The sequence below is a fragment of the Escherichia sp. MR genome (assembly GCF_005280595.1).
Lineage (GTDB): Bacteria > Pseudomonadota > Gammaproteobacteria > Enterobacterales > Enterobacteriaceae > Escherichia > Escherichia ruysiae.
Genome location: NZ_SZVK01000034.1, coordinates 26,554 through 47,244, shown reverse-complemented (window position 1 = coordinate 47,244; position 20,691 = coordinate 26,554). Strand labels below are relative to the sequence as shown.

12 protein-coding genes and 1 pseudogene are annotated in these 20,691 nt (G+C 50.1%); 10 read left to right on the top strand and 3 right to left on the bottom strand.

All coding sequences use genetic code 11. The annotated features are described in order from the left end of the window. From FC814_RS23545 to FC814_RS14945, 6 genes and pseudogenes are all read left to right on the top strand, one after another. Nucleotides 1–61 (top strand): IS1 family transposase (locus tag FC814_RS23545; RefSeq protein ID WP_071528444.1); only part of this gene is annotated, 61 nt, incomplete at its 5' end. A gap of 16 nt (nucleotides 62–77) precedes the next feature. Beyond that, nucleotides 78–536 (top strand): annotated as a pseudogene (locus tag FC814_RS14965) (DUF2877 domain-containing protein); the annotation flags it as partial. Then, nucleotides 526–2,073: an acyl-CoA synthetase FdrA gene (gene fdrA / locus FC814_RS14960; protein WP_137326125.1), complete on the top strand. Its 1,548-nt coding sequence runs from the start codon at nucleotides 526–528 to the stop codon at nucleotides 2,071–2,073. The pseudogene FC814_RS14965 and the gene fdrA, both read left to right, overlap by 11 nt. Next, nucleotides 2,073–3,491 (top strand): DUF1116 domain-containing protein, encoded by a 1,419-nt coding sequence (locus FC814_RS14955; RefSeq protein ID WP_137326124.1) that lies wholly within the window; start codon nucleotides 2,073–2,075, stop codon nucleotides 3,489–3,491. Before fdrA ends, FC814_RS14955 begins: the two co-directional genes overlap by 1 nt. 212 nt (nucleotides 3,492–3,703) lie before the next feature. Further along, nucleotides 3,704–4,654: a carbamate kinase family protein gene (locus FC814_RS14950; RefSeq protein ID WP_137326123.1), complete on the top strand. Its 951-nt coding sequence runs from the start codon at nucleotides 3,704–3,706 to the stop codon at nucleotides 4,652–4,654. 9 nt (nucleotides 4,655–4,663) lie between these two features. After that, nucleotides 4,664–6,046 carry an amidohydrolase family protein gene (locus FC814_RS14945; protein ID WP_137326122.1) on the top strand — a complete coding sequence of 461 codons (1,383 nt, stop codon included), beginning with the start codon at nucleotides 4,664–4,666 and terminating at the stop codon, nucleotides 6,044–6,046. A 154-nt stretch (nucleotides 6,047–6,200) separates the two neighbouring features. Here the strand turns inward: FC814_RS14945 and FC814_RS14940 are convergent, their stop codons facing one another. Beyond that, on the bottom strand, nucleotides 6,201–8,066 hold the full coding sequence (locus FC814_RS14940; RefSeq protein ID WP_137326121.1) for a YaaW family protein: 1,866 nt from the start codon (nucleotides 8,064–8,066) through the stop codon (nucleotides 6,201–6,203). A gap of 312 nt (nucleotides 8,067–8,378) precedes the next feature. Between FC814_RS14940 and zorA1 the strand changes: the two genes are divergently transcribed. The 4 genes from zorA1 to zorD are packed head-to-tail and all read left to right on the top strand — an operon-like array spanning nucleotide 8,379 to nucleotide 16,706. Beyond that, the gene (gene zorA1, locus FC814_RS14935) at nucleotides 8,379–10,934 is read left to right on the top strand and encodes a type I Zorya anti-phage system protein ZorA1 (protein WP_137326120.1); all 2,556 of its coding nucleotides are present in this window, start codon (nucleotides 8,379–8,381) and stop codon (nucleotides 10,932–10,934) included. 11 nt (nucleotides 10,935–10,945) lie between these two features. Next, a complete protein-coding gene (zorB1, locus tag FC814_RS14930; RefSeq protein WP_000483327.1) occupies nucleotides 10,946–11,683 on the top strand; it encodes a type I Zorya anti-phage system protein ZorB1 in 738 nt (245 codons plus the stop codon). Further along, nucleotides 11,680–13,467: a type I Zorya anti-phage system protein ZorC gene (zorC, locus tag FC814_RS14925; protein WP_137326119.1), complete on the top strand. Its 1,788-nt coding sequence runs from the start codon at nucleotides 11,680–11,682 to the stop codon at nucleotides 13,465–13,467. The genes zorB1 and zorC overlap by 4 nt, the downstream gene beginning before the upstream one ends. Beyond that, complete coding sequence (zorD, locus tag FC814_RS14920) at nucleotides 13,467–16,706, top strand: type I Zorya anti-phage system protein ZorD (protein WP_137326118.1); 3,240 nt, start codon at nucleotides 13,467–13,469, stop codon at nucleotides 16,704–16,706. Before zorC ends, zorD begins: the two co-directional genes overlap by 1 nt. A gap of 313 nt (nucleotides 16,707–17,019) precedes the next feature. Here the strand turns inward: zorD and FC814_RS14915 are convergent, their stop codons facing one another. Then, nucleotides 17,020–17,652 (bottom strand): LysE family transporter, encoded by a 633-nt coding sequence (locus tag FC814_RS14915; RefSeq protein ID WP_137326117.1) that lies wholly within the window; start codon nucleotides 17,650–17,652, stop codon nucleotides 17,020–17,022. A 134-nt stretch (nucleotides 17,653–17,786) separates the two neighbouring features. Beyond that, nucleotides 17,787–20,414 (bottom strand): autotransporter outer membrane beta-barrel domain-containing protein, encoded by a 2,628-nt coding sequence (locus FC814_RS14910; RefSeq protein WP_137326128.1) that lies wholly within the window; start codon nucleotides 20,412–20,414, stop codon nucleotides 17,787–17,789. Between the last annotated feature and the right edge of the window lie 277 nt (nucleotides 20,415–20,691).

The following is a 20,691-nucleotide window of genomic DNA, read 5'->3' as shown; positions in this document are numbered from 1 at the left end:
ATCGGTGGAGCTGCATGACAAAGTCATCGGGCATTATCTGAACATAAAACACTATCAATAAGTTGGAGTCATTACCTTATCAGGCGTTAAATAAAGAATTACATATCAGGCGACGTGCTGTTATTCAGGCAGTAAACGATAAACAAAATATCGCGTCAGCGGTCGCTAATATGATTGGGTTAGGGATTGGTCTGACGCCTTCAGCCGATGATTATTTAACAGGTCTGGCGCTTGTTTTATTTATTTCCGGGCATCCGGTAGAAAAATACAAAGAGGAATTTTATCTCGGCCTGCAACGCGGCAGAAATAATACCACGTTATTAAGTGCCATAACGCTGGAAGCCGCATTACAACAACGCTGTCGGGAAAATATTTATCACTTTATTCACGGCATCATTAATGACATCCCTGAGAACGCCACTCAGACAATAGAAAAAATTAAACATATTGGCTCCAGTTCCGGCTGCGACATGCTGTATGGCATGGCCGATGGTTGTGCGCTGAGCCAAACCTACGGAGGGAATTATGTCAGTTAAAATAGTCATTAAACCGAATACCTATTTTGATTCTGTCTCGTTGATGTCCATCTCCACGCGTGCAAATAAACTCGACGGTGTCGAGCAGGCATTTGTGGCGATGGCGACCGAAATGAACAAAGGCGTGCTGAAAAATTTAGGGCTGCTAACGCCGGAACTGGAGCAGGCGAAAAACGGCGACCTGATGATCGTTATCAACGGCAAAGCGGGCGCGGACAACGAGCAGTTGCTGGTGGAGATTGAAGAACTGTTCAATACCAAAGCGCAAAGTGGTACGCACGAGGCGCGTTATGCCACTATCACCAGCGCCAAAAAGCATATCCCGGAAAGTAACCTGGCGGTGATTTCCGTCAACGGCCTGTTTGCCGCTCGCGAAGCGCGTCAGGCGCTGCAAAATGACCTCAACGTGATGCTGTTCTCCGATAACGTCTCGGTTGAAGATGAACTGGCGCTCAAGCAGCTCGCTCACGAAAAAGGGCTGCTGATGATGGGACCAGACTGTGGCACGGCGATTATTAACGGCGCGGCGCTCTGCTTTGGTAACGCCGTGCGTCGCGGCAACATCGGTATTGTTGGCGCATCCGGCACCGGCAGCCAGGAACTGAGTGTCCGCATCCATGAATTTGGCGGCGGCGTTTCGCAACTGATCGGCACCGGCGGGCGTGACCTGAGCGAGAAAATTGGCGGCCTGATGATGCTCGACGCCATCGGCATGTTAGAAAACGATCCGCAAACTGAAATCATCGCCTTAATTTCTAAACCGCCAGCGCCGGCGGTGGCTCGCAAAGTGCTGGAACGCGCGCGCGCCTGCCGCAAACCGGTGGTAGTCTGCTTCCTCGGTCGTGGCGAAACGCCAGTGGATGAGCAGGGGCTACAGTTTGCTCGCGGCACCAAAGAAGCGGCGCTGAAAGCAGTGATGCTCTCCGGCGTGAAACAGGAACATCTCGACCTGCATACGCTTAACCAGCCGTTGATTGCGGATGTGCGTGCGCGTCTGCAACCGCAGCAGAAATACATTCGTGGCCTGTTCTGCGGCGGTACGCTGTGCGACGAAACCATGTTCGCGGTGATGGAAAAAAATGGCGATGTCTACAGCAACATTCAGCCCGATCCTGAATTCCGCCTGAAAGATATCAACCGCAGCATCAAACACACCTTCCTCGACTTTGGCGATGACGACTTCACCAACGGCAAACCACATCCAATGATTGACCCGACCAACCGTATCAGCCGGTTGATCGAAGAGGCGCGCGATCCCGAAGTGGCGGTGATCGTGATGGATTTTGTGCTCGGATTTGGATCGCATGAAGATCCGGTCGGCTCCACCATCGAGGCGATCAAAGAAGCAAAAGCGATCGCCGCTACCGAAGGGCGCGAGTTGATCATTCTCGCCTATGTGCTGGGCACCGATCTCGATACGCCATCATTAGAACAACAGAGCCAGATGCTGCTTGATGCCGGGGTAATTCTGGCCAGCAGCAGCACCAATACCGGATTGCTGGCGCGTGAATTTATCTGCAAAGGGGGGGAAGCCTGATGAGCCCGTCACTGTTTAGCCAACCGTTGAACGTTATTAACGTCGGTATCGCCATGTTTAGCGATGACCTGAAAAAGCAGCATGTAGAAGTGACCCAACTCGACTGGACGCCGCCGGGGCAGGGCAATATGCAGGTGGTGCAGGCGCTGGATAACATTGCCGATTCGCCCCTGGCAGACAAAATCGCCGCCGCTAATCAGCAGGCGCTGGAGCGCATTATTCAGTCGCATCCGGTGCTAATTGGTTTTGATCAGGCGATTAACGTGGTGCCGGGCATGACGGCGAAAACCATTCTTCACGCCGGACCACCGGTCACCTGGGAAAAAATGTGCGGCGCGATGAAAGGCGCGGTCACCGGGGCGCTGGTGTTCGAAGGGCTGGCGAAAGACCTCGACGAGGCGGCTGAACTGGCGGCTTCCGGGGAGATCACCTTCTCGCCGTGCCACGAACATGATTGCGTGGGGTCGATGGCGGGGGTTACCTCGGCCTCGATGTTTATGCACATCGTGAAAAACAAAACCTACGGCAACATCGCTTACACCAACATGAGCGAGCAGATGGCGAAGATTTTGCGTATGGGCGCTAACGACCAGAGCGTGATCGACCGCCTCAACTGGATGCGCGATGTGCAGGGACCAATGCTGCGCGACGCGATGAAAATTATCGGTGAGATCGATCTGCGCTTAATGCTGGCGCAGGCGCTGCATATGGGCGATGAGTGTCATAACCGCAATAACGCCGGGACGACGCTGCTGATTCAGGCGCTGACGCCGGGGATTATTCAGGCGGGCTATTCCGTCGAGCAACAGCGCGAAGTGTTTGAGTTTGTCGCCAGCAGCGACTACTTCTCCGGCCCGACGTGGATGGCGATGTGTAAAGCGGCGATGGATGCGGCGCACGGCATCGAATACAGCACCGTGGTCACCACCATGGCGCGTAACGGCGTTGAGTTCGGCCTGCGGGTCAGCGGCCTGCTAGGGCAATGGTTTACCGGTCCGGCGCAGCAGGTGATCGGCCCGATGTTTGCCGGGTATAAGCCGGAGGATTCGGGGCTGGATATCGGCGACAGCGCCATCACCGAAACCTACGGCATTGGTGGATTTGCTATGGCGACCGCGCCCGCAATCGTCACGCTGGTGGGCGGCACGGTGGAAGAGGCTATCGATTTCTCCCGCCAGATGCGTGAAATCACTCTCGGCGAGAACCCGAACGTCACCATTTCGCTGCTCGGTTTTATGGGCGTACCGTCGGCTATCGACATCACCCGCGTGGGCAGCAGCGGCATTCTGCCAGTGATCAACACCGCCATCGCCCATAAAGATGCGGGCGTCGGCATGATTGGCGCGGGCATTGTGCATCCGCCATTCGCCTGCTTCGAGAAAGCCATTCTTGGCTGGTGCGAACGTTACGGCGTCTGACTTACATGTTTATGCCGGATGCGGCGTGAACGCCTTATCCGGCCTACGAATGGCACAAGAGTTTGTAGGCCTGATAAGACGCGCGAGCGTCGCATCAGGCATTTTTCACCATTGCCGGATGGCACAAGAATCTGTAGGCCTGATAAGCGTAGCGCATCAGGCAGTCTGGCGTTGGTCATAACCCCATCACCCTCTGTCGCGGACATAACAACATGAAAGAACTTGTGGTCGTTGCCATTGGTGGCAACAGCATTATCAAAGATAACGCCAGCCAGTCGATTGAGCATCAGGCGGAGGCGGTGAAAGCCGTCGCTGATACGGTGCTGGAAATGCTGGCTTCCGATTACGACATTGTGCTGACCCACGGCAACGGGCCGCAGGTCGGGCTGGATTTACGCCGCGCGGAGATTGCCCACGAGCGCGAAGGGCTGCCCTTAACGCCGCTGGCGAACTGTGTGGCAGATACGCAAGGCGGCATTGGCTATCTGATCCAACAGGCGCTGAACAACCGACTGGCGCGCCACGGCGAGAAAAAAGCCGTCACCGTGGTGACTCAGGTGGAAGTGGATAAAAACGATCCGGGTTTTGCTCATCCCACCAAGCCCATCGGCGCATTCTTCAGTGAAAGCCAGCGTGACGAATTACAAAAGGCAAACCCGGACTGGCATTTTGTTGAGGATGCCGGACGGGGCTATCGCCGCGTAGTCGCCTCGCCGGAACCGAAACGTATTGTTGAAGCACCTGCCATTAAGGCGCTGATCCAACAAGGCTTTGTAGTGATTGGCGCGGGCGGTGGCGGCATTCCAGTGGTGCGCAGTGAAGCGGGGGATTACCAAAGCGTGGACGCGGTTATCGACAAAGATCTCTCTACCGCGCTACTGGCCCGCGAAATTCACGCCGACATTCTGGTGATCACCACTGGCGTGGAAAAGGTGTGCATTCACTTTGGCAAGCCGCAGCAGCAGGCGCTGGATCGGGTGGATATTACCACCATGACCCGCTATATGCAGGAAGGGCATTTCCCGCCCGGCAGCATGTTGCCAAAAATCATTGCCAGCCTGACGTTCCTGGAACAGGGCGGCAAAGAAGTGATTATCACCACGCCGGAATGCCTGCCAGCGGCGCTGCGCGGTGAAACGGGCACCCATATTATTAAAACGTAAGGACGTAAGATGAAAGAAAGCAATAGCCGTCGTGAGTTTTTGAGCCAGAGCGGTAAGATGGTTACCGCCGCCGCGCTGTTTGGTACGTCTGTGCCGCTCGCCCACGCGGCAGTCTCTGGCACCGCAAACTGCGAAGCGAATAACACCATGAAAATCACTGACCCGCACTACTATCTCGACAACGTGTTGCTGGAAACCGGTTTTGATTACGAAAACGGCGTAGCGGTGCAGACCCGCACGGCGCGCCAGACCGTGGAAATTCAGGACGGCAAAATTGTTGCGCTGCGCGAGAATAAGCAGCATCCGGACGCCACGCTGCCGCACTATGACGCTGGCGGTAAGTTGATGCTGCCCACCACCCGCGACATGCATATTCATCTCGACAAAACCTTTTACGGCGGGCCGTGGCGCTCGCTCAATCGCCCGGCAGGCACCACCATCCAGGACATGATTAAGCTTGAGCAGAAAATGCTGCCGGAGCTGCAACCTTACACTCAGGAGCGGGCGGAAAAACTGATCGATTTATTGCAGTCGAAAGGCACCACCATTGCCCGTAGCCACTGCAATATCGAACCGGTTTCCGGCCTGAAAAATCTGCATAACTTACAGGCGGTGCTGGCACGACGTCAGGCGGGCTTCGAGTGTGAAATCGTCGCCTTCCCGCAGCACGGTTTACTGCTGTCGAAATCGGAGCCCTTAATGCGTGAAGCGATGCAGTCAGGGGCGCATTACGTCGGCGGGCTGGACCCGACCAGTGTCGATGGCGCGATGGAAAAATCTCTCGACACCATGTTCCAGATTGCGCTGGACTACGACAAAGGCGTCGATATTCACCTGCACGAAACCACGCCGGCAGGCGTGGCGGCCATCAATTATATGGTTGAAACCGTAGAGAAAACGCCGCAACTGAAGGGCAAGCTGACCATCAGTCACGCCTTTGCGCTGGCAACGCTTAACGAGCAACAGGTGGATGGACTGGCAAACCGCATGGCGGCGCAGCAAATTACTATCGCCTCGACAGTGCCGATTGGCACGCTGCATATGCCGCTCAAACAGTTGCACGACAAAGGCGTAAAAGTCATGACAGGAACTGACAGCGTTATCGACCACTGGTCGCCTTACGGCCTGGGCGACATGCTGGAAAAAGCCAATCTGTACGCGCAACTCTATATTCGTCCTAACGAACAGAACCTCTCCCGATCGCTGTTTTTAGCCACTGGCGATGTCCTGCCGCTGAATGAAAAAGGCGAGCGCGTCTGGCCAAAAGCGCAGGATGACGCCAGCTTTGTGCTGGTGGACGCCTCCTGTTCCGCCGAGGCGGTGGCGCGTATCTCGCCACGTACCGCAACGTTCCATAAAGGGCAACTGGTATGGGGGCGTGTGGCAGGTTGATGTCCGTTTGAAATGTCTTCAACGGTGAGTCGTAAGAGATTTATCGCCCCAGGGAGTGGGGCAACTTGAATATGGGTTTGTTGGCCTTGATTCTTCTGAGCCGGAGACATTGTGTGTGGCACCGCTAACCACACAGTAAACCTTACGAGCCGCCTTAAGCATCCGGCAACGCATAACACTTCACCGGTTTTCCGTCTTTCATTTCCACCAACATGCGGCTGGTCTGCAACGGCTTGTCCAGCATATTTTGCTGGAATTGGTCGAACGCCATGCGGGCTTCCTTAATTGCGACTTTTTGCGGCATTAAGCGGTTATTGCACCATTTTCGCAAAATGACTTTATTGGCGCTGGTGGTATTCGCCTGTTCTGCTACGGCGCCGATGCTATCAATTCGTGACTGTAATTGTTTTTCTACCTTGCTGATAACTGTATCGAACTGCGCATAATGATGTTCTATAGCCTGCTGACGACGTTCTACCAGCATCGTCTGACCCTCACTATGGCTGACCAGATGTAATGCTTGCCCGCGTACCCTCATCGCTAAATCCCACTCCATCGTCCGTTCTTCAATAATTTTTTGTTGCGCCTGAATTTTACTGGTGATGGTTGCGCTACTGAAAAAACTGCCGTCATTTATAGAGGCTACCTTATCGCCAGCAAAGGCAATATCCGTCAGCAGATGATCCTGGAGCGTTGAAAAATCCTTTTCGATAGCTTCAAGTATTTGCCGTATTTCTGGCGAAGATTGCCCCTCAATGACGACAGGTGTGATTTGCTGTAAATACTGAATAGCGCCGACAATTTCAGATTTGCGGGCATTGTTCTGGAACGCAGAAATCTCCCGAATAGTTTCAATTATCTGCGTCAGTTTATTGCTGATATCTGCCAGATGTTTTTGTGCCAGTATCGCCGAAGCGACATTCAGTAATATGCTGGCATTGACTAATTGATTCAGTTTGTCAGGGTTCAGCAAAACTGCGTGCGCTTTAATTCCTTTTTCCCCAAGACTGAAGCCACGATATCCCGAGCCATCTTTCACTTTCGCCAGTGCGCCATCAATTATGACTTCCATATAGTGATGACTGGCGACATGGGCGGCGGTGGCGAGCGAAGGAAGCGTCTGTAAGAGTGGGCCTAACCGTGAAATTTCAGTAATGTCATGTCGTATCAGAGTGTCGGGGTGGGTAATTTCATTTAAAGCGATAGACGATACAGTTAAAACGCGCTGCGACTTTTCATTTTCAAACACCCAGCGATTACCATAGTTTGCGGTTGACATTGCCGTTGATGATACCGATTCGCTCAGACGGTGATGGCGGGAATTTTTTAAGCGAATCCAGGCAATTTGCACTACACAGGGCAAGGTGATTCGGAACGCCGGGTTGGAAATATCATAAGCGGTATATAAACCGGTGAGGGCTAACCCGACAGGACCGGTGAGAACGCCCAACACGCGACCTATCCCCAGACCCGCAATTAGCGGGAGTGCCTTCCCCGTGGCGATCTGCGCCAGACCGCTTGCTACCATTGCCGCACGTTGCAAAAGTGGCAGCTCCATACGTGACAACTTATCCAGGCTAATACTGGTGCTAATTCCCATATCGCGGAGAAGCTGACGGCGATCGTCATCTGACATTTTGTTCCAGGATGACGCAAAAACGGCATCGATAATCAGTGATTCTTTTTCTTTTACCGGTGCATTTTTCGCGACTTTAATTTTCAGATGGCTGGCGACATCGTCAACAATTTCGCTATAGCTAACGCCATTGCGTCGGAACAGATTCATTACGGTGTTACCGCCAAAATGTTGCAGTTCGCGAATCAGCAAACGCAATGTTTCCTCATCAACAGCTTCGCTATTTTTACCATCGCGCAAGGCCTTTTTAACGCGGTCAGACTGGGAAAAATTAAATTTTCCGTCTGGGGTAATGTAATCAATCAGCAGATCGATATCGTTTTTGTCGGCGTTCAGTAGCAGAGCAACCAGCGTTTCATCGCCCTTAATGTCAATCTCACTCATTTAATTGTCTCGTTGAATAGTGACTGGACGTTATTAGAAGCAGCGCGCCCTACGAAAAAGTTTCATACGTAAGTCTGGCGGCGAAAAAAAATAAAATCCCCAATCTTTGTGTCATAAAGCATAAATTCTGTGAATTATTTTCACCAAGCGATTTAAATTTCTTACATATGCGTGTGATCAATGTTTTTGTGAGATATATAACGTTTTATTGATGTAAAAATCGAGACTTTTCCTATAATGAGCGGGCGATTTTTTTCCTTGCTGGTGATGTTCTGCCCTGCAAATTTCTTTTCCTTCACTCAAGGTATTTAGATGTTTTCGCTGACTTCGTTCCTCGACACGTTAACCTCTGTTAATCCAGAAAATGTGCCGATTTATGTCGCTATTGTGGTTGGGGTTTTGTTGTTGGGTTTCATTGTCCGTTACGCTATTCCTTCATTTAGGGTTTCAGCGCGCTTTAAACAAAAAGCGAAAGCAATTCGGCAACTTGGCAATGAAAAACCGGCACAACAACTCGAAAAATTAGACGCGTTATTCTCTGATAAATTTTTTGCGCATCCCTGGAGCGAATTTAAAGAGTCTCTACATCGCCAGTTTGAGTTTGACGAAAACAGCGGGCAAAAAAAAATTAGCGCCATCCGTTCAACGGCTCCGTCGTCAGCATGGTTTACGGAACCGTTATTAGTCGAAATTCCTCTCTATACGGAAGCGTTTAAACATCTCCCTGGCATCCTGACCGGAATTGGGATCATCGGCACCTTTTCGGGGCTGATGATTGGTTTGCACCATTTTGACCCCAGCACGCCAGAGCAGGTCAGCGCCAGCGTCGCTAACCTTTTACGCGACGTTCTGTATGCGTTTTTAGGTTCGGCGTTTGCTATTACGTTTTCCATTCTGGTCACCATGTTTGAAAAATGGCGACTGGCGCAATGTTATAAAAACCTTGAACTTCTTACCGCCAGCATTGACCAGCTTTTTGAGGGCGGCGTCGGTGAAGATTACCTTTCGCAACTTCTTTCCAGTACTAAAGAAAACACCACCCATGCGCGGCAACTTAAGGATGGTCTGGTCACTGACCTGCGCGAAATGCTGCAAAACCTGGTGGATAGCCAGGTGCGGGAAAATCAAAAGCTGGCAGAGACATTATCAACAACATACCGCGAGTCAGGCCAACAGTTTGCTGAACAGGTCAGTGGTGCTATCGAAACCAGTCTGAAAAATCCGCTGGATAAAATTGCTGGTGTGGTGCAAACCGCCTCCGGCGATCAGAGCCATCGTGTGCAGTCGATGCTGGAGAACGTCCTGACCGCCTTTATGAGCAAAATGGATAACACCTTTGGTCAGCAATTCACCACCATGCAGGAGATGATGGGGCGTTCTGTGGAAGCCATTCAGTCTATGCAAAGCGGCTTCTCAACGTTGTTGCAGGATATGCGTCAGGCCGGGGATGACTCACGTCAGGGCAGCGCGCAACTGATCTCTCAACTGTTAAGCGAAATGAAAAGCGGTCAGCAGGAGATGCAGGCAGGGATGAATGAGATGCTGCGCAGCTTGCAGGAATCCGTTGCTCGTATTGGCGCAGAAGGTGAGGGCGCGGGCGAACGGATGGCGCAACAACTGGAAAAAATCTTTGCCGACAGCGAAGCGCGTGAAAAAGCGATGGCGGAACAGATGCGCGCGTTTATTGAGGCTATCCAGTCCAGTGTTCAGCAAGGGCAAAATGAAACCATGGAGAAAATGGCAGCTTCCGTGGATACGCTTGGCAGCCATATGGCGACGCTCTTTGCACAACTGGAAAATGGTCAGCAGCAACTTAATCAGCAGCAAAACCAGGCGCAAAATCTGCTGATGGGCAATATGAGCAAAGGTATCGAAACGCTGACGCAAAACCTGGCGGGTGTATTCAGCCAACTGGAGTCAGGGCAAAAACAGATGAGCCAGACTCAGGAACAGGGGCAACGCGTGCTGCATGAAGAAACTCAGCAGCTTCTGGCACGTAGCGAAGCGCGTGAGCAGGCGGCGGCGGCGCAACAGCAACAGTTTATGACGTCGTTACAGCAAACCATGCATTCCGGTCAGGATGCCCTGCGAGAGAAAATGACCAGCGGTATCGATCACCTGGGTAGCCAACTTGGTAACCTGTTTGGGCAACTGGAAGAAGGTCAGAAGTCGCTCAGTCAGCAACAGCAATCTGCGCAGAGTGCGTTACAACAGGAAGCGCAGCGAATCATTGGTCAGCTTGAAAGTCAGGTTGAGTCGCTGATGCAGATGCTGCGTGAACAGCAATCTGCTTCAGGCGATCTGCTGCAACGGATGGCGCAAAACACCACGCGCCATCTGGAAGAGATACAAACAGGAGCCGATAAAATGCGCGTGGCTGCCGACCGCTTTGAGGCTGCGGGCGATCGTGTTGCTGAGGCTAATCAGTTGACCGCTGAGGTGCTCAATGGCACGCAACAGGCAGGACGCACGCTTTCCAGTGCCAGCGCGGAGTTGGGTGCATTGATTGCTGATTATCGTAATACCCGTGAAGTCGTGGCGAATGCCATAACGGCACTCGAAACGCTGATTAACCGTAGCCATGATGAACAAACATCGCGCAGCCGTTTTGTTGACGATCTGAAAGCGTACTCTGAACGCCTGCAACAATATAACCGTGAGGCTCAGGAGTTCCTGCATAACATTGCCGAGGTAATGGGAACCAGTTTTGAATCCTTTACGACCGGAGTGGAAAACGGCCTGAATCGTTCACTGCAAGAGATGGATACGCAACTGACGAAAGCGGCGGGAGCCTTAAGTTCTTCGGTTGAGATTATCGGTGAAAGCGTGGATACGCTGGAAACAGTACTCCGTCATCGTCGCGCGTAAGGAACAGGCTGATGTTTAACCGGGTATTTAATGGCAGGCAACGGCGCAGCGATGAAGCGGAAAAACCCTTCTGGATCTCCTATGCAGACCTGATGACCGCCATGATGGTGCTGTTTCTGGTGGTGATGGTGGCGTCACTTAGCTCTGTTACGCAGCGGATCCAGCAGGCGGAGGCGGGGGAGAAATCGCGCGGGCATGATATCGCTCGCCTGTGTGAAAAACTTGAGCTTCAGGCAAAGAATCTCAATAAGACGATTCAGGTTGACTGCCATGACAACCGTATCAGCTTTGGTGAAGCAGGGCGTTTTGAGCACAATCGCTTTGCGCTTAACGCCGAAGGATTACAGGCGCTACAGGATGTGGTGCCGTTAGTGCTGGAGGCGGCAAATAGCGATGAAGGCAAAAAATGGTTTAAGCAAATTGTTATAGAAGGTTTTACGGATACTGACGGTTCTTATCTCTATAACCTGCACCTTTCGTTGCAACGCTCGGAATGGGTGATGTGCAGTTTGCTGGATAGCAGAAGCGCGCTACAGCAAAAAATAACCCCGGAACAACAGGTCCAGATCCGCAAATTATTTCTGGCGGGCGGGGTTTCGTTCAACAATGCGAAAGAGAGCAAAGAAGCCAGCCGTCGCGTAGAACTGCGGATGCAATTCTTTGGCCTGAAAGACAAAAAGCGCGACGAAAGCATGGATGTTGTTCCTGGCATTAGTCAGGAAACCTGTCAGTTGGGAGCCATGCAATGACTTCCGCTATTGAAAAACTGAAAACCCGTTTGCTGCCCTATCGGGAGCAGAACGTGCAGCCGACGGTAAGTCATGCTTTTCACTATCTTCAGCGCGTTATCGCGCAACTTGAGAGGAAGGTAGATGCTCGCGCGGTGCAGATGGTTCCCCCTCTGGAGAAACGCCGACAGGCCATTGCCCGGCTGCGTGCGGGGGATACGCCAAAGCCCTTCGAGTGGAAGATGATTTTTTTTGGCCTTAATGACGTGGCAGAAGGCGATCTGTTTGAAATTGCATTGATTGATGATGCAACAAACTTCGCGAGGATTATCGCTGAAATTGAACAAAAAATTGCGCAGCAGCGGTTAACACGCCGCGAATGGCTGGCGCTATGTACCAGCTACTTTGGTCATTCCAGCGATATGCCGGAAAAGAATCCGCAGTGGCTTCAGCTACGCACGCAGATTGCTCGCGGGTTTCAACAGCTAAAAGAGAGTGCGCCGCGTCAGATGTCCTGGATGTCGGTCATTGACACCTATAGCGATATTTTTACCGATAATGCAGGTTTTCTTCTCGGACAACAGCTTGGGCGTGGAGAAATCACGGATATTTCGGTGCTGGAGAAAGTCGCGCAAATTCCGCAAACCAGCTGGTTATGGCGCAAAATTGTTAACCACCTGGTCAATGAGATTTTTTGCCTGACTGACGATGCTTTTCAGCAGAAAATTCATTCTCTTATCGCCTTGAGCCGCCAGCTTACGCGGTTTAAAGATAATATTCTGGCAGCCACTCTGACCCGTTATTATCAGTCGGCTTTTAAACATCAAACGCATTTCGAACTCAAGCAATTGGCCCTGGAATATTGGGGAAATCCGCAGTTAACCAGCCGTAATAAAAGCTGGCAGGTTCACGTTGAAAATCCGGTATTACTGATGGTGCAAGGATGGTTCGCCAAAGACGACCTGAAACTGTTCTTTGAATTGCTGAAAGGCAATCGGGATGTTGACCATGCGCGCCTGTTCTACTGGCTACGTTTTGCCAACCAAATGAGCTATACGCGCATTGTGCTGGGCGAAGATGCGCTGCGATCCAAAGATGCCGATTATGTTGAATTCAGGGCGAAAAACGCAGGGCGATTAAGCCGTTTGCAAGGTTCTGGTTCACGCGATAACAATGCCATGATTATGCGCATTGGTGATTATCTGTTTGTCGAATTTTCGAAAGTGGGGGCGATGTATGCCTACCATATGGGGAATGCGCCCTTTAATCCGGAAACCGGCATTCTTGATATTGATTATGATCTGAAAGATAAGCGGAATAACCGCCGTAAAGTCCGGTTGCGTTTACCGCATTTGTCGCCGGTATTTCTCTACTCACTCAACCGAATTGAGGGGTGGATGAGCCGATATGACGAAGAACTTCGTAAGCTGGGTATTGATTACGTTGCGGAAGATTTAAATCAGTCCTCTGTCACTTTGGATATCTCTCGCTTCAATGCCTCAAAGACCGTGAGTCGGCCTGAACCTGCATCGTTATCTGAACATGAAGTCAGTGATGCAAAGTCAGACCGGGAAGAGCAAATCAAAATCATCGCCTCCTCGTTAAAAGCCAAAAAAGATCTCCCCGACCGGGAACAACAAATCCGGGAGATTATTCGTTCGGTCGATTGCAAAGTGATGGATAAACGAGGGCTGGGGGGCGCAATCCATATTCAGTTCAATGAACCAGACCATGAAGCGGCGCAAAAATTACTCAGCCTTGGGTTTAAACCTGTGCTGGGTAAATTTACTTACTGGAGCAAATAGTGTTCAAAAAATTGTTGGGTAAATTTATTAAAGAGAATACTTCACTACCTGCTTCATTTGCGCCGCTGTATGTAATGAAAGAAGAGGGTTTTGCTTTCCCCTTTAGTCTTGCCGATAGCGAAGATAACTGGCCTGTCGCCTCATGCCTGGAACAGCTTCATGAGGAAGATTATGTTTCACACTGGTCTGATTGCTGGTTTCTTAGCTGGGATGATTTTTACCGCATCCGGAAAAATGACGACTATGTCAGCAGTCTGGCGATTTTTGCTTTCCCTTCACAGCGCAGTCTGACGGCTCATCTTGCTGCAACAGGAAGCATTAGCGATGACACTTTTCGCGTTTTCATTGATAAATGGACCCTACCTGATGACTATCGCCCTGTTGAGATAACTTGCACAGGCGCCAGCTTTTCCTCTGCGGAAGGCACCTTTATGTTAAGTGAAGAGAACTGGCAACTTCTGGACGCACTACAGCAACTCAGGTTGCAGCAGCGACAGACGCCGGGCGAAATGGTCAACCAAACCCGTTGGGCCAAAATACGGCGGCAGGCCAAAAAAGCAGGGGCAAAACTGGATGACTATCTCGCGAAAACGATCGTCATCAGGCCGGAATCGTTGCAGTTAAAACTGCGAAAATCGCTGGTGGTGGATACTCCGGTGCTGGAAATTGAACCTGTTTTTGATGAGCAGCCTGCCAACTGGTTACAGAGTTTTGACCGCACGCAACAGGTGCAGGATCGCTACCGTGTTTTAGGGGACGATGGTGTCTTAAACCATGTCATTCTTTCCCCTGAAGTCAAAGACGTCCTGACCTCCGTGCACGCTATTACGGGGCGTCGCGTGGCGGGGGATGATGCGCTCTCATTTGTTCGCAACCCCTACACCTGGATTGGTGAAGAGGCGAGCCAGGTGCTTGATCCTGACGTTTATGAGCAGAATTTGCAGGACGCCGGGATCTACTTTTATGATTTCCGTCTGGAGCCGCAGATTGATGAAAACAGGCAAATTGCGGCGGTAACGCTTCTTCTCAGCCCCAGAACTGAGCAATCTGTGGCGGATGAAACCTATATCTTTAAACGTCCAGGTGAACTGGCGGCGTTGCTCTCTGAACTGGAGCAAAAGTTAGCGGCACAACTGCCCGCCGGAGTCTGGCAGGGTTACGATCTGGAGCTTTCCAGATTCAGCCAGGAAGAACTGCAAGGTTATCAGGCGTTGCTTGAAAACTGGCAGCACCAGGCGGCGGGAATGAATTTTACCCACGTCCTCGATCTGAACAAATACAGCGACCGGGTTATCGGGATCGGTGAATTTGAAAAAATAAGTTCGCCTTATCTGGTCAAAAGTGAAAGTGAAAAATGGCTTCCGGAGAACCTTGCGCAAGAGATGTGCGAGGCTATGTTCTCTGGCTGGGATCTCGATAATCATCAACATTTTCAGGAACTGGAAGAGCGGCTGGAAGAGGCAAAAGCCACGGATGCGCCGGAAGTCGCCATGCCCTGGAACGACAACCTTTTGCCCCGTGAAGAAGCAGAAATTTTCCACGATAAATGGAAAAAGAAAATCGACGGTGAAACAAATGATGGCGTCAGTAGTGAGCCGGTCAGTCGCGCCGTTCTGCTGATAGAACAAAATATCGAGCAGGCGCTGTATGTTAAACAACGGCGGGACTCTTTGCTCGGTGCACATCAGGCAGAAGTCGAACTGCCGATGATCCTCAAAACGTCCATTCAGCTACGTGAACACCAGCGTAAAGGGGTAGCGTGGCTCCAGCAGTTGTATCTAAAGTCGCCAATAGAGACGGCGGGATGTTTGCTCGCAGACGATATGGGGCTGGGTAAAACCTTACAGATTCTAACTTTTCTCATCTGGCATCGTGAACGTTTCCCGGATGCGCCTCCTTCGCTGATTGTTGCTCCGGTGTCGTTACTCGATAACTGGGAGCGTGAGGTTGGGAATTTCTTCCTGCGCGAGCAGGTGTCGATTTTAAAACTCTACGGTAATGAACTTAAGGCTAAGAAATGCGCGAAAGAGAGTATTCCACAGGCGCTTAAAAGTAAGGGGATTAAGAACTTACTGCAAAGTGACTGGGTGGGTGACGCGCATATTGTTCTTACCACCTATGAGACGTTGCGCGATCAGGAATTTTCGCTGGCTCGTCAGCCCTGGTCCATAATGGTGTGCGACGAAGCGCAGAAAATTAAAAATCCGGCGGCATTAATTACCCAATCGGCAAAAGCCATTCAGGCACAATTTAAAGTCGCATGTACCGGAACACCGGTCGAAAATATCCTTGTCGATCTGTGGTGTTTATTTGACTTCGTGCAGCCAGGTTTGTTGGGGGCTTTAAATAATTTTGGTAAAGATTATCTGCGCCCCATTGAGCAACAGAATGATAATGCTGTCCTCGAATCGCTACGTAAATTAATAGAACCGCAGACGCTGCGCCGCACCAAAGAAGAAGTGGCGAAAGACCTGCCGGATAAGATTGAAGATCAACGCTGTAAACAGTTGAATATGCTGCCATTGCAACGGGATCTCTATACCCACTCGGTTGCAAGCTGGCAAAATCAACAGGAGATCAGCGAAGGGCTGGATCAACGAGGCTCAGGTATGCTGGGGTTACTGCATCGCCTGAAACTTATTTGCGCATGGCCTTATTCCGTCAGTGCAGATTTGCGCTTACGGAACGATGCCCCGAAAGTAAAATGGCTGCTGGAGACATTAAATACGATTCGCCAGTCATCTGATGACAAAGTGATTATTTTTACGGAACTGCGCGATATTCAACGAGAACTGCAACATCTGATTGCGCAGCATTTTGGCTTTAAGCCTTTTATTATTAATGGTGATACCAGCACCAAATCTGGCAGCGATCAAAATCGTCAGAGCCTGATCGATACATTTCAGTCAACGCCCGGTTTTAACGTCATTATTTTATCCACCATTGCGGTTGGGTTTGGCGTCAATGTCCAAAAAGCAAATCATGTCATCCACTTTACCCGTTGCTGGAATCCGGCGAAGGAAGATCAGGCGACCGATCGGGCCTACCGTATCGGGCAGCAGAAAGATGTTTACGTCTATTATCCGACGGTGCGTGATAGCCAGTTAATGACTTTTGAAGAAACGTTGGATGAATTACTGAACCGACGCCGGGCATTGGCGAGAGATATGCTCAAAGGGGCAACCGATCTGAGCGCCGCAGATTTTGAAGCGGTGCTGGCGGGCACTCCCCTGGCGTAGGGAATACCATGGGCGAGTAAATCGACAGGGATTCGCTATTGCTTTATTAATGAACAACAAAGACATTTTGTGAATGTATGGGTTGACATTCATATGAAAAAAATCATAATTCCGTCAGGTTTGCGTAGGGCAGTTTCTGTATCTTATGCATCGCACCAGGGCCTGACAGAAAATATGCTGTAAGGTTCGTATCAAAAAACCGCCATTAGCTCATCAGGAAGAGCAGACGACAATCAGGATTGTTGTATGGTACGGGGTTCGAGGCCTCGATGGCGGTCCAACTTTTCAATCGTATTAATTACCAATCATCAGCTCATTGCCGCGTCACCCCTTCATAAATCAGCCGTAGCGCGAATAGACCAATAACCATACCAATAATCCGACTGGCGACCTGCTGCATACGTCCATATGCGCGACGCACGGCGGGTAAAGAAAACGCCTGACTAAGAAATATACGCCAGATAACAGACGCGAGCACAATCCCTGCCCAGGCCATTAAACGCGCCCAGGTCGGCGTTTCTGCACTTAACGTCACTGAGAAGATACTGATAAAAAATAAAACTGTTTGTGGATTCGAGAGATCGGTAATTAACCCACGGCGGAAAAATACATACCAGGGGGCGCTAAGGGGCTGCTGTAACGCGCTCATCTGTGGTGTTGATTGTCGGCGCATACTGTTCCAGGCAAACCATAAGAGATAAGATCCGCCGACGATTTTAATGAGTGAGAAAATCTCTTCACACTGAGTAATGAGCGTTGCCATCCCAAATAATCCCAGCCCGGAATAGATGGCGTCGCCCAGTGCCACACCAAGCCCGGTGAGTACGCCCGCGCGACGACCAGAAGCCAGACTGGTTTGAACCACGACAAAGAGATTTGCGCCTGGATTAAAAAACGTGATGACGAACAGTCCGACGGTCAGGTAAACGGCGTGCAAAGGATCCATAGTGATTTCATCCATAAATAAGCTGAATTAACTTCATCATATTTATAGTAAAAATGACTGAATGCGAGCGCGATCACAAAGAACGTTGATCTAAAAAGAGTGCCGCCCGTATCGTGACGGGCGGCAAAGTGGCATTAAAAGAGATATTTCATGCCCAGCATTCCCTGGGTATCGCTGTAACCGTTGTCCCCCAACTGCTGGGCGACGTTGCCCCACAGTTGCAGACGTGGATTAAGCTGACCTTCCACCCCAACTTTTAGCTCGCCGATGTTACGCGTGCCGATGATTTCATCGCTGATGCCATCCATCTTCACGCTGTAATTGCGGGAGTTATAAATCCAGTTGGCTTCCACGAAAGGCTGGAAGGAACGCGCTTTATGATCATCAATAGCATTGTGACCCTGCAGGTACGCTTTCACCCCCAGACGCGTTTGCAGGTTGCCTTCGGTGCTGTCCTCAACCAGAGTGCCATTGTCTTCAGTATGATTGTCTGCCTTCACATCCATCCACGTCAGTTGCATTTTAGGCTGCAACCAGTAGCTGGTGCGGGCATCTGCGCTTTCACCAAGACGGAAGGTATAACCCGCTTCAATGGCGGCGGTGATACCGTCAGAGTGATATTTTTCACTGGGCAGATACTCGCCGGAGACGGTGTTATCAAACCAGTTATAGAGCAACCAGCTATCAACATAAGTTCCTGTTTTATCTGCTTCGTTAGCGTACCAGGTGCCATACACCCCCACACTGTAGCCGTCGATTTGCCCACGAGAGCTGTACCCGGTCAGGCTGGAATGCGTGTGACTCTTGCTGTTGGCATAGCCGGCCATCAGGCCGAGATGCCAGCGATCGAGTGCGTTACTGCTCCATTGCGCAAGATCGCCGCCAAGTTGCAGAACATAACGGTTGCTCTGAGTGCTCAGTTCATCCGAGCGATCTTTAAAACGATTGTGTCCGCCAATGTTACGTAACCACAGACTGGTCGCTTTCTGCTCACCGGTCAGCAGGTCGGTATATTGTGTTTCCCCCAGACGGTCATGCAGTCGGGTATTAAACAGCGTATTTGCCGCCTGAATATTGGCAAGATAGCTACCAATTTCCGGGCGATACAGATGTTTTCGTTCTGGTTGTGGGACAGATGGCGTAACAGGCGGCTCCGGTGTCACAGGCGGTTCTGGTGTTACAGGAGGCTCAGGATCTGGTTCCGGGATGACGGGCAGTTCCGGTGGAGTATACGGTCCTGCGGGAATTTCACTGGTTAAAAACCAGTTCTGATTGTCGCTTTTTACCACGTTGTAGTCATAGGGACCGGCAACAATGCGACCTTCTTTACTGAAAACGCCCTCTGACAGGCCGTCAACCTCTACAATTTTTATCCCTTCCAGAGTATTCGCGCCCAGACCGCCCGCATTGTTGACCATAATGCGGGTACTACCGGAAGTATCACCTTTTACGATGAGTTTATCCGTTACGGAATTATCATCGCCTAATACAGTATGCATGACTAACAGGCCATCATTGGCGGTGTAGTTGCCGTTAATGGTCAGTGTGGTCGGCGTGAACTCGTGACCCTGTTCATACGAAGACAACGTTGTTGTTCCAGCCAGCGTCAGCGTTTTTAACGCCTGCGAATAACTGTTTAAATCGAGATGCCCATCGTTGTCGACAATATAATCGGAGTTGGGGCTGAAGGTATTTTCTTTACCTGCGCGTAGGCTGCCTTTTGTTATATAGGTATTACCGGCATAGTTATTCGAGCCGGATAATGTGGTTGTCCCGGAACCTACCTGGTTAACCTGACCATTTCCCTGGATAGGTGAGGCCAGAACAAAATCGGCACTGGAGTGATTAAAGTTTACTACCGACGAGGAGGAAGCATCTGCGGCTCCCAAATGAATAAATGGCGTATTAATCGAACCTGCAGGCTGTTCAGCCTCACCTTGCGCACCACCAATATTTAAAACGCCTGTGGCGCCAGGGGCGAGAGTAACCCAGATAAACGAATTGGCATTGATTGTTGCACCGTTATTAACGGTAAGGATACCGGTAGTCGTAACCGGAACATCAGGGCTAAATCCGCCAAGATAAATATATTCAGCATTCAATGTTGAATTTTTACCGTCAACCAGGATATTTCCATAACTATTAAGATTTTCTGATATACCATTGACTGGAGAAGCATAGCCTATATTTAGTTGAGCTAAGGAAGTGAATGTACCGCCATTAGTAATACGTAAATTGCCGGTTCCCTGATTGCCAACAGTAGTAATGTTAGAGGTAACTGACGAGTTTTCCCCATCAATAAACATCAATCCTTTGGCATCACCATAATAATCACCAATTTTTAGGTCTTGCAGGCCACTTATCTTACTGCCTTCTAACACATATACGGTGCCGGAACCATCATATGTCCCCAGCTCCATCCTGGGTGCAGTGAGATTAAACTGCCAGTCGGTATGGTTTAATAAAGTGATGGAACCTTCAGAATTTCTACCTATGGTAGAGTATCTGGTAATAATTAACATATTATCAAGGATAACGGAGCCATTAGAGTTTTCGCCCACCATCAAAAAACCAAATTGCTTCCATTTGGGATTGTAACCCTCTGAAGCAATGAGTTTCAATTCTTCATTATTATTGACGACAACTCTACTATTTAGATTTGAGGGAGGGTCAACGGCCAGAGATACTGGTGTGTATAGTATTGTTGAAATGGCTATAGCCAGGGTTGATAAAGCATGTTTTGTTAACTTCATATCACTCATATCACTCACTTTCATCCTTAAAATATAAATAGCGAGATGTGTTTTATTGCACTGATTTTCTTCCTGAAGACTTGTTGGGTGTAAGCATGCAAGTTGCCAAATAAGAATATCTGTAATATTAGATACAATAAATTTATTAAATTGTTAGTTGTTCATTGCATTGATAGGTTTTAGTGGTTTGTAAATGGTGTGAGTGAAGTTTTTTACTATTATCATTAAAAATAATAGTAAATCGTCTTAAGGTTAATAAGGAATAAAATAAATAATGCTTATAAAA

What these genes read in the sequence shown, in the direction of transcription:
- fdrA (WP_137326125.1), top strand. Translation starts at nt 526, where the DNA reads ATGTCAGTTAAAATAGTCATTAAACCGAATACCTATTTTGATTCTGTC.
- FC814_RS14955 (WP_137326124.1), top strand. Translation starts at nt 2,073, where the DNA reads ATGAGCCCGTCACTGTTTAGCCAACCGTTGAACGTTATTAACGTCGGT.
- FC814_RS14950 (WP_137326123.1), top strand. Translation starts at nt 3,704, where the DNA reads ATGAAAGAACTTGTGGTCGTTGCCATTGGTGGCAACAGCATTATCAAA.
- FC814_RS14945 (WP_137326122.1), top strand. Translation starts at nt 4,664, where the DNA reads ATGAAAGAAAGCAATAGCCGTCGTGAGTTTTTGAGCCAGAGCGGTAAG.
- FC814_RS14940 (WP_137326121.1), bottom strand. Translation starts at nt 8,066, where the DNA reads ATGAGTGAGATTGACATTAAGGGCGATGAAACGCTGGTTGCTCTGCTA.
- zorA1 (WP_137326120.1), top strand. Translation starts at nt 8,379, where the DNA reads ATGTTTTCGCTGACTTCGTTCCTCGACACGTTAACCTCTGTTAATCCA.
- zorB1 (WP_000483327.1), top strand. Translation starts at nt 10,946, where the DNA reads ATGTTTAACCGGGTATTTAATGGCAGGCAACGGCGCAGCGATGAAGCG.
- zorC (WP_137326119.1), top strand. Translation starts at nt 11,680, where the DNA reads ATGACTTCCGCTATTGAAAAACTGAAAACCCGTTTGCTGCCCTATCGG.
- FC814_RS14915 (WP_137326117.1), bottom strand. Translation starts at nt 17,652, where the DNA reads ATGGATCCTTTGCACGCCGTTTACCTGACCGTCGGACTGTTCGTCATC.
- FC814_RS14910 (WP_137326128.1), bottom strand. Translation starts at nt 20,414, where the DNA reads ATGAGTGATATGAAGTTAACAAAACATGCTTTATCAACCCTGGCTATA.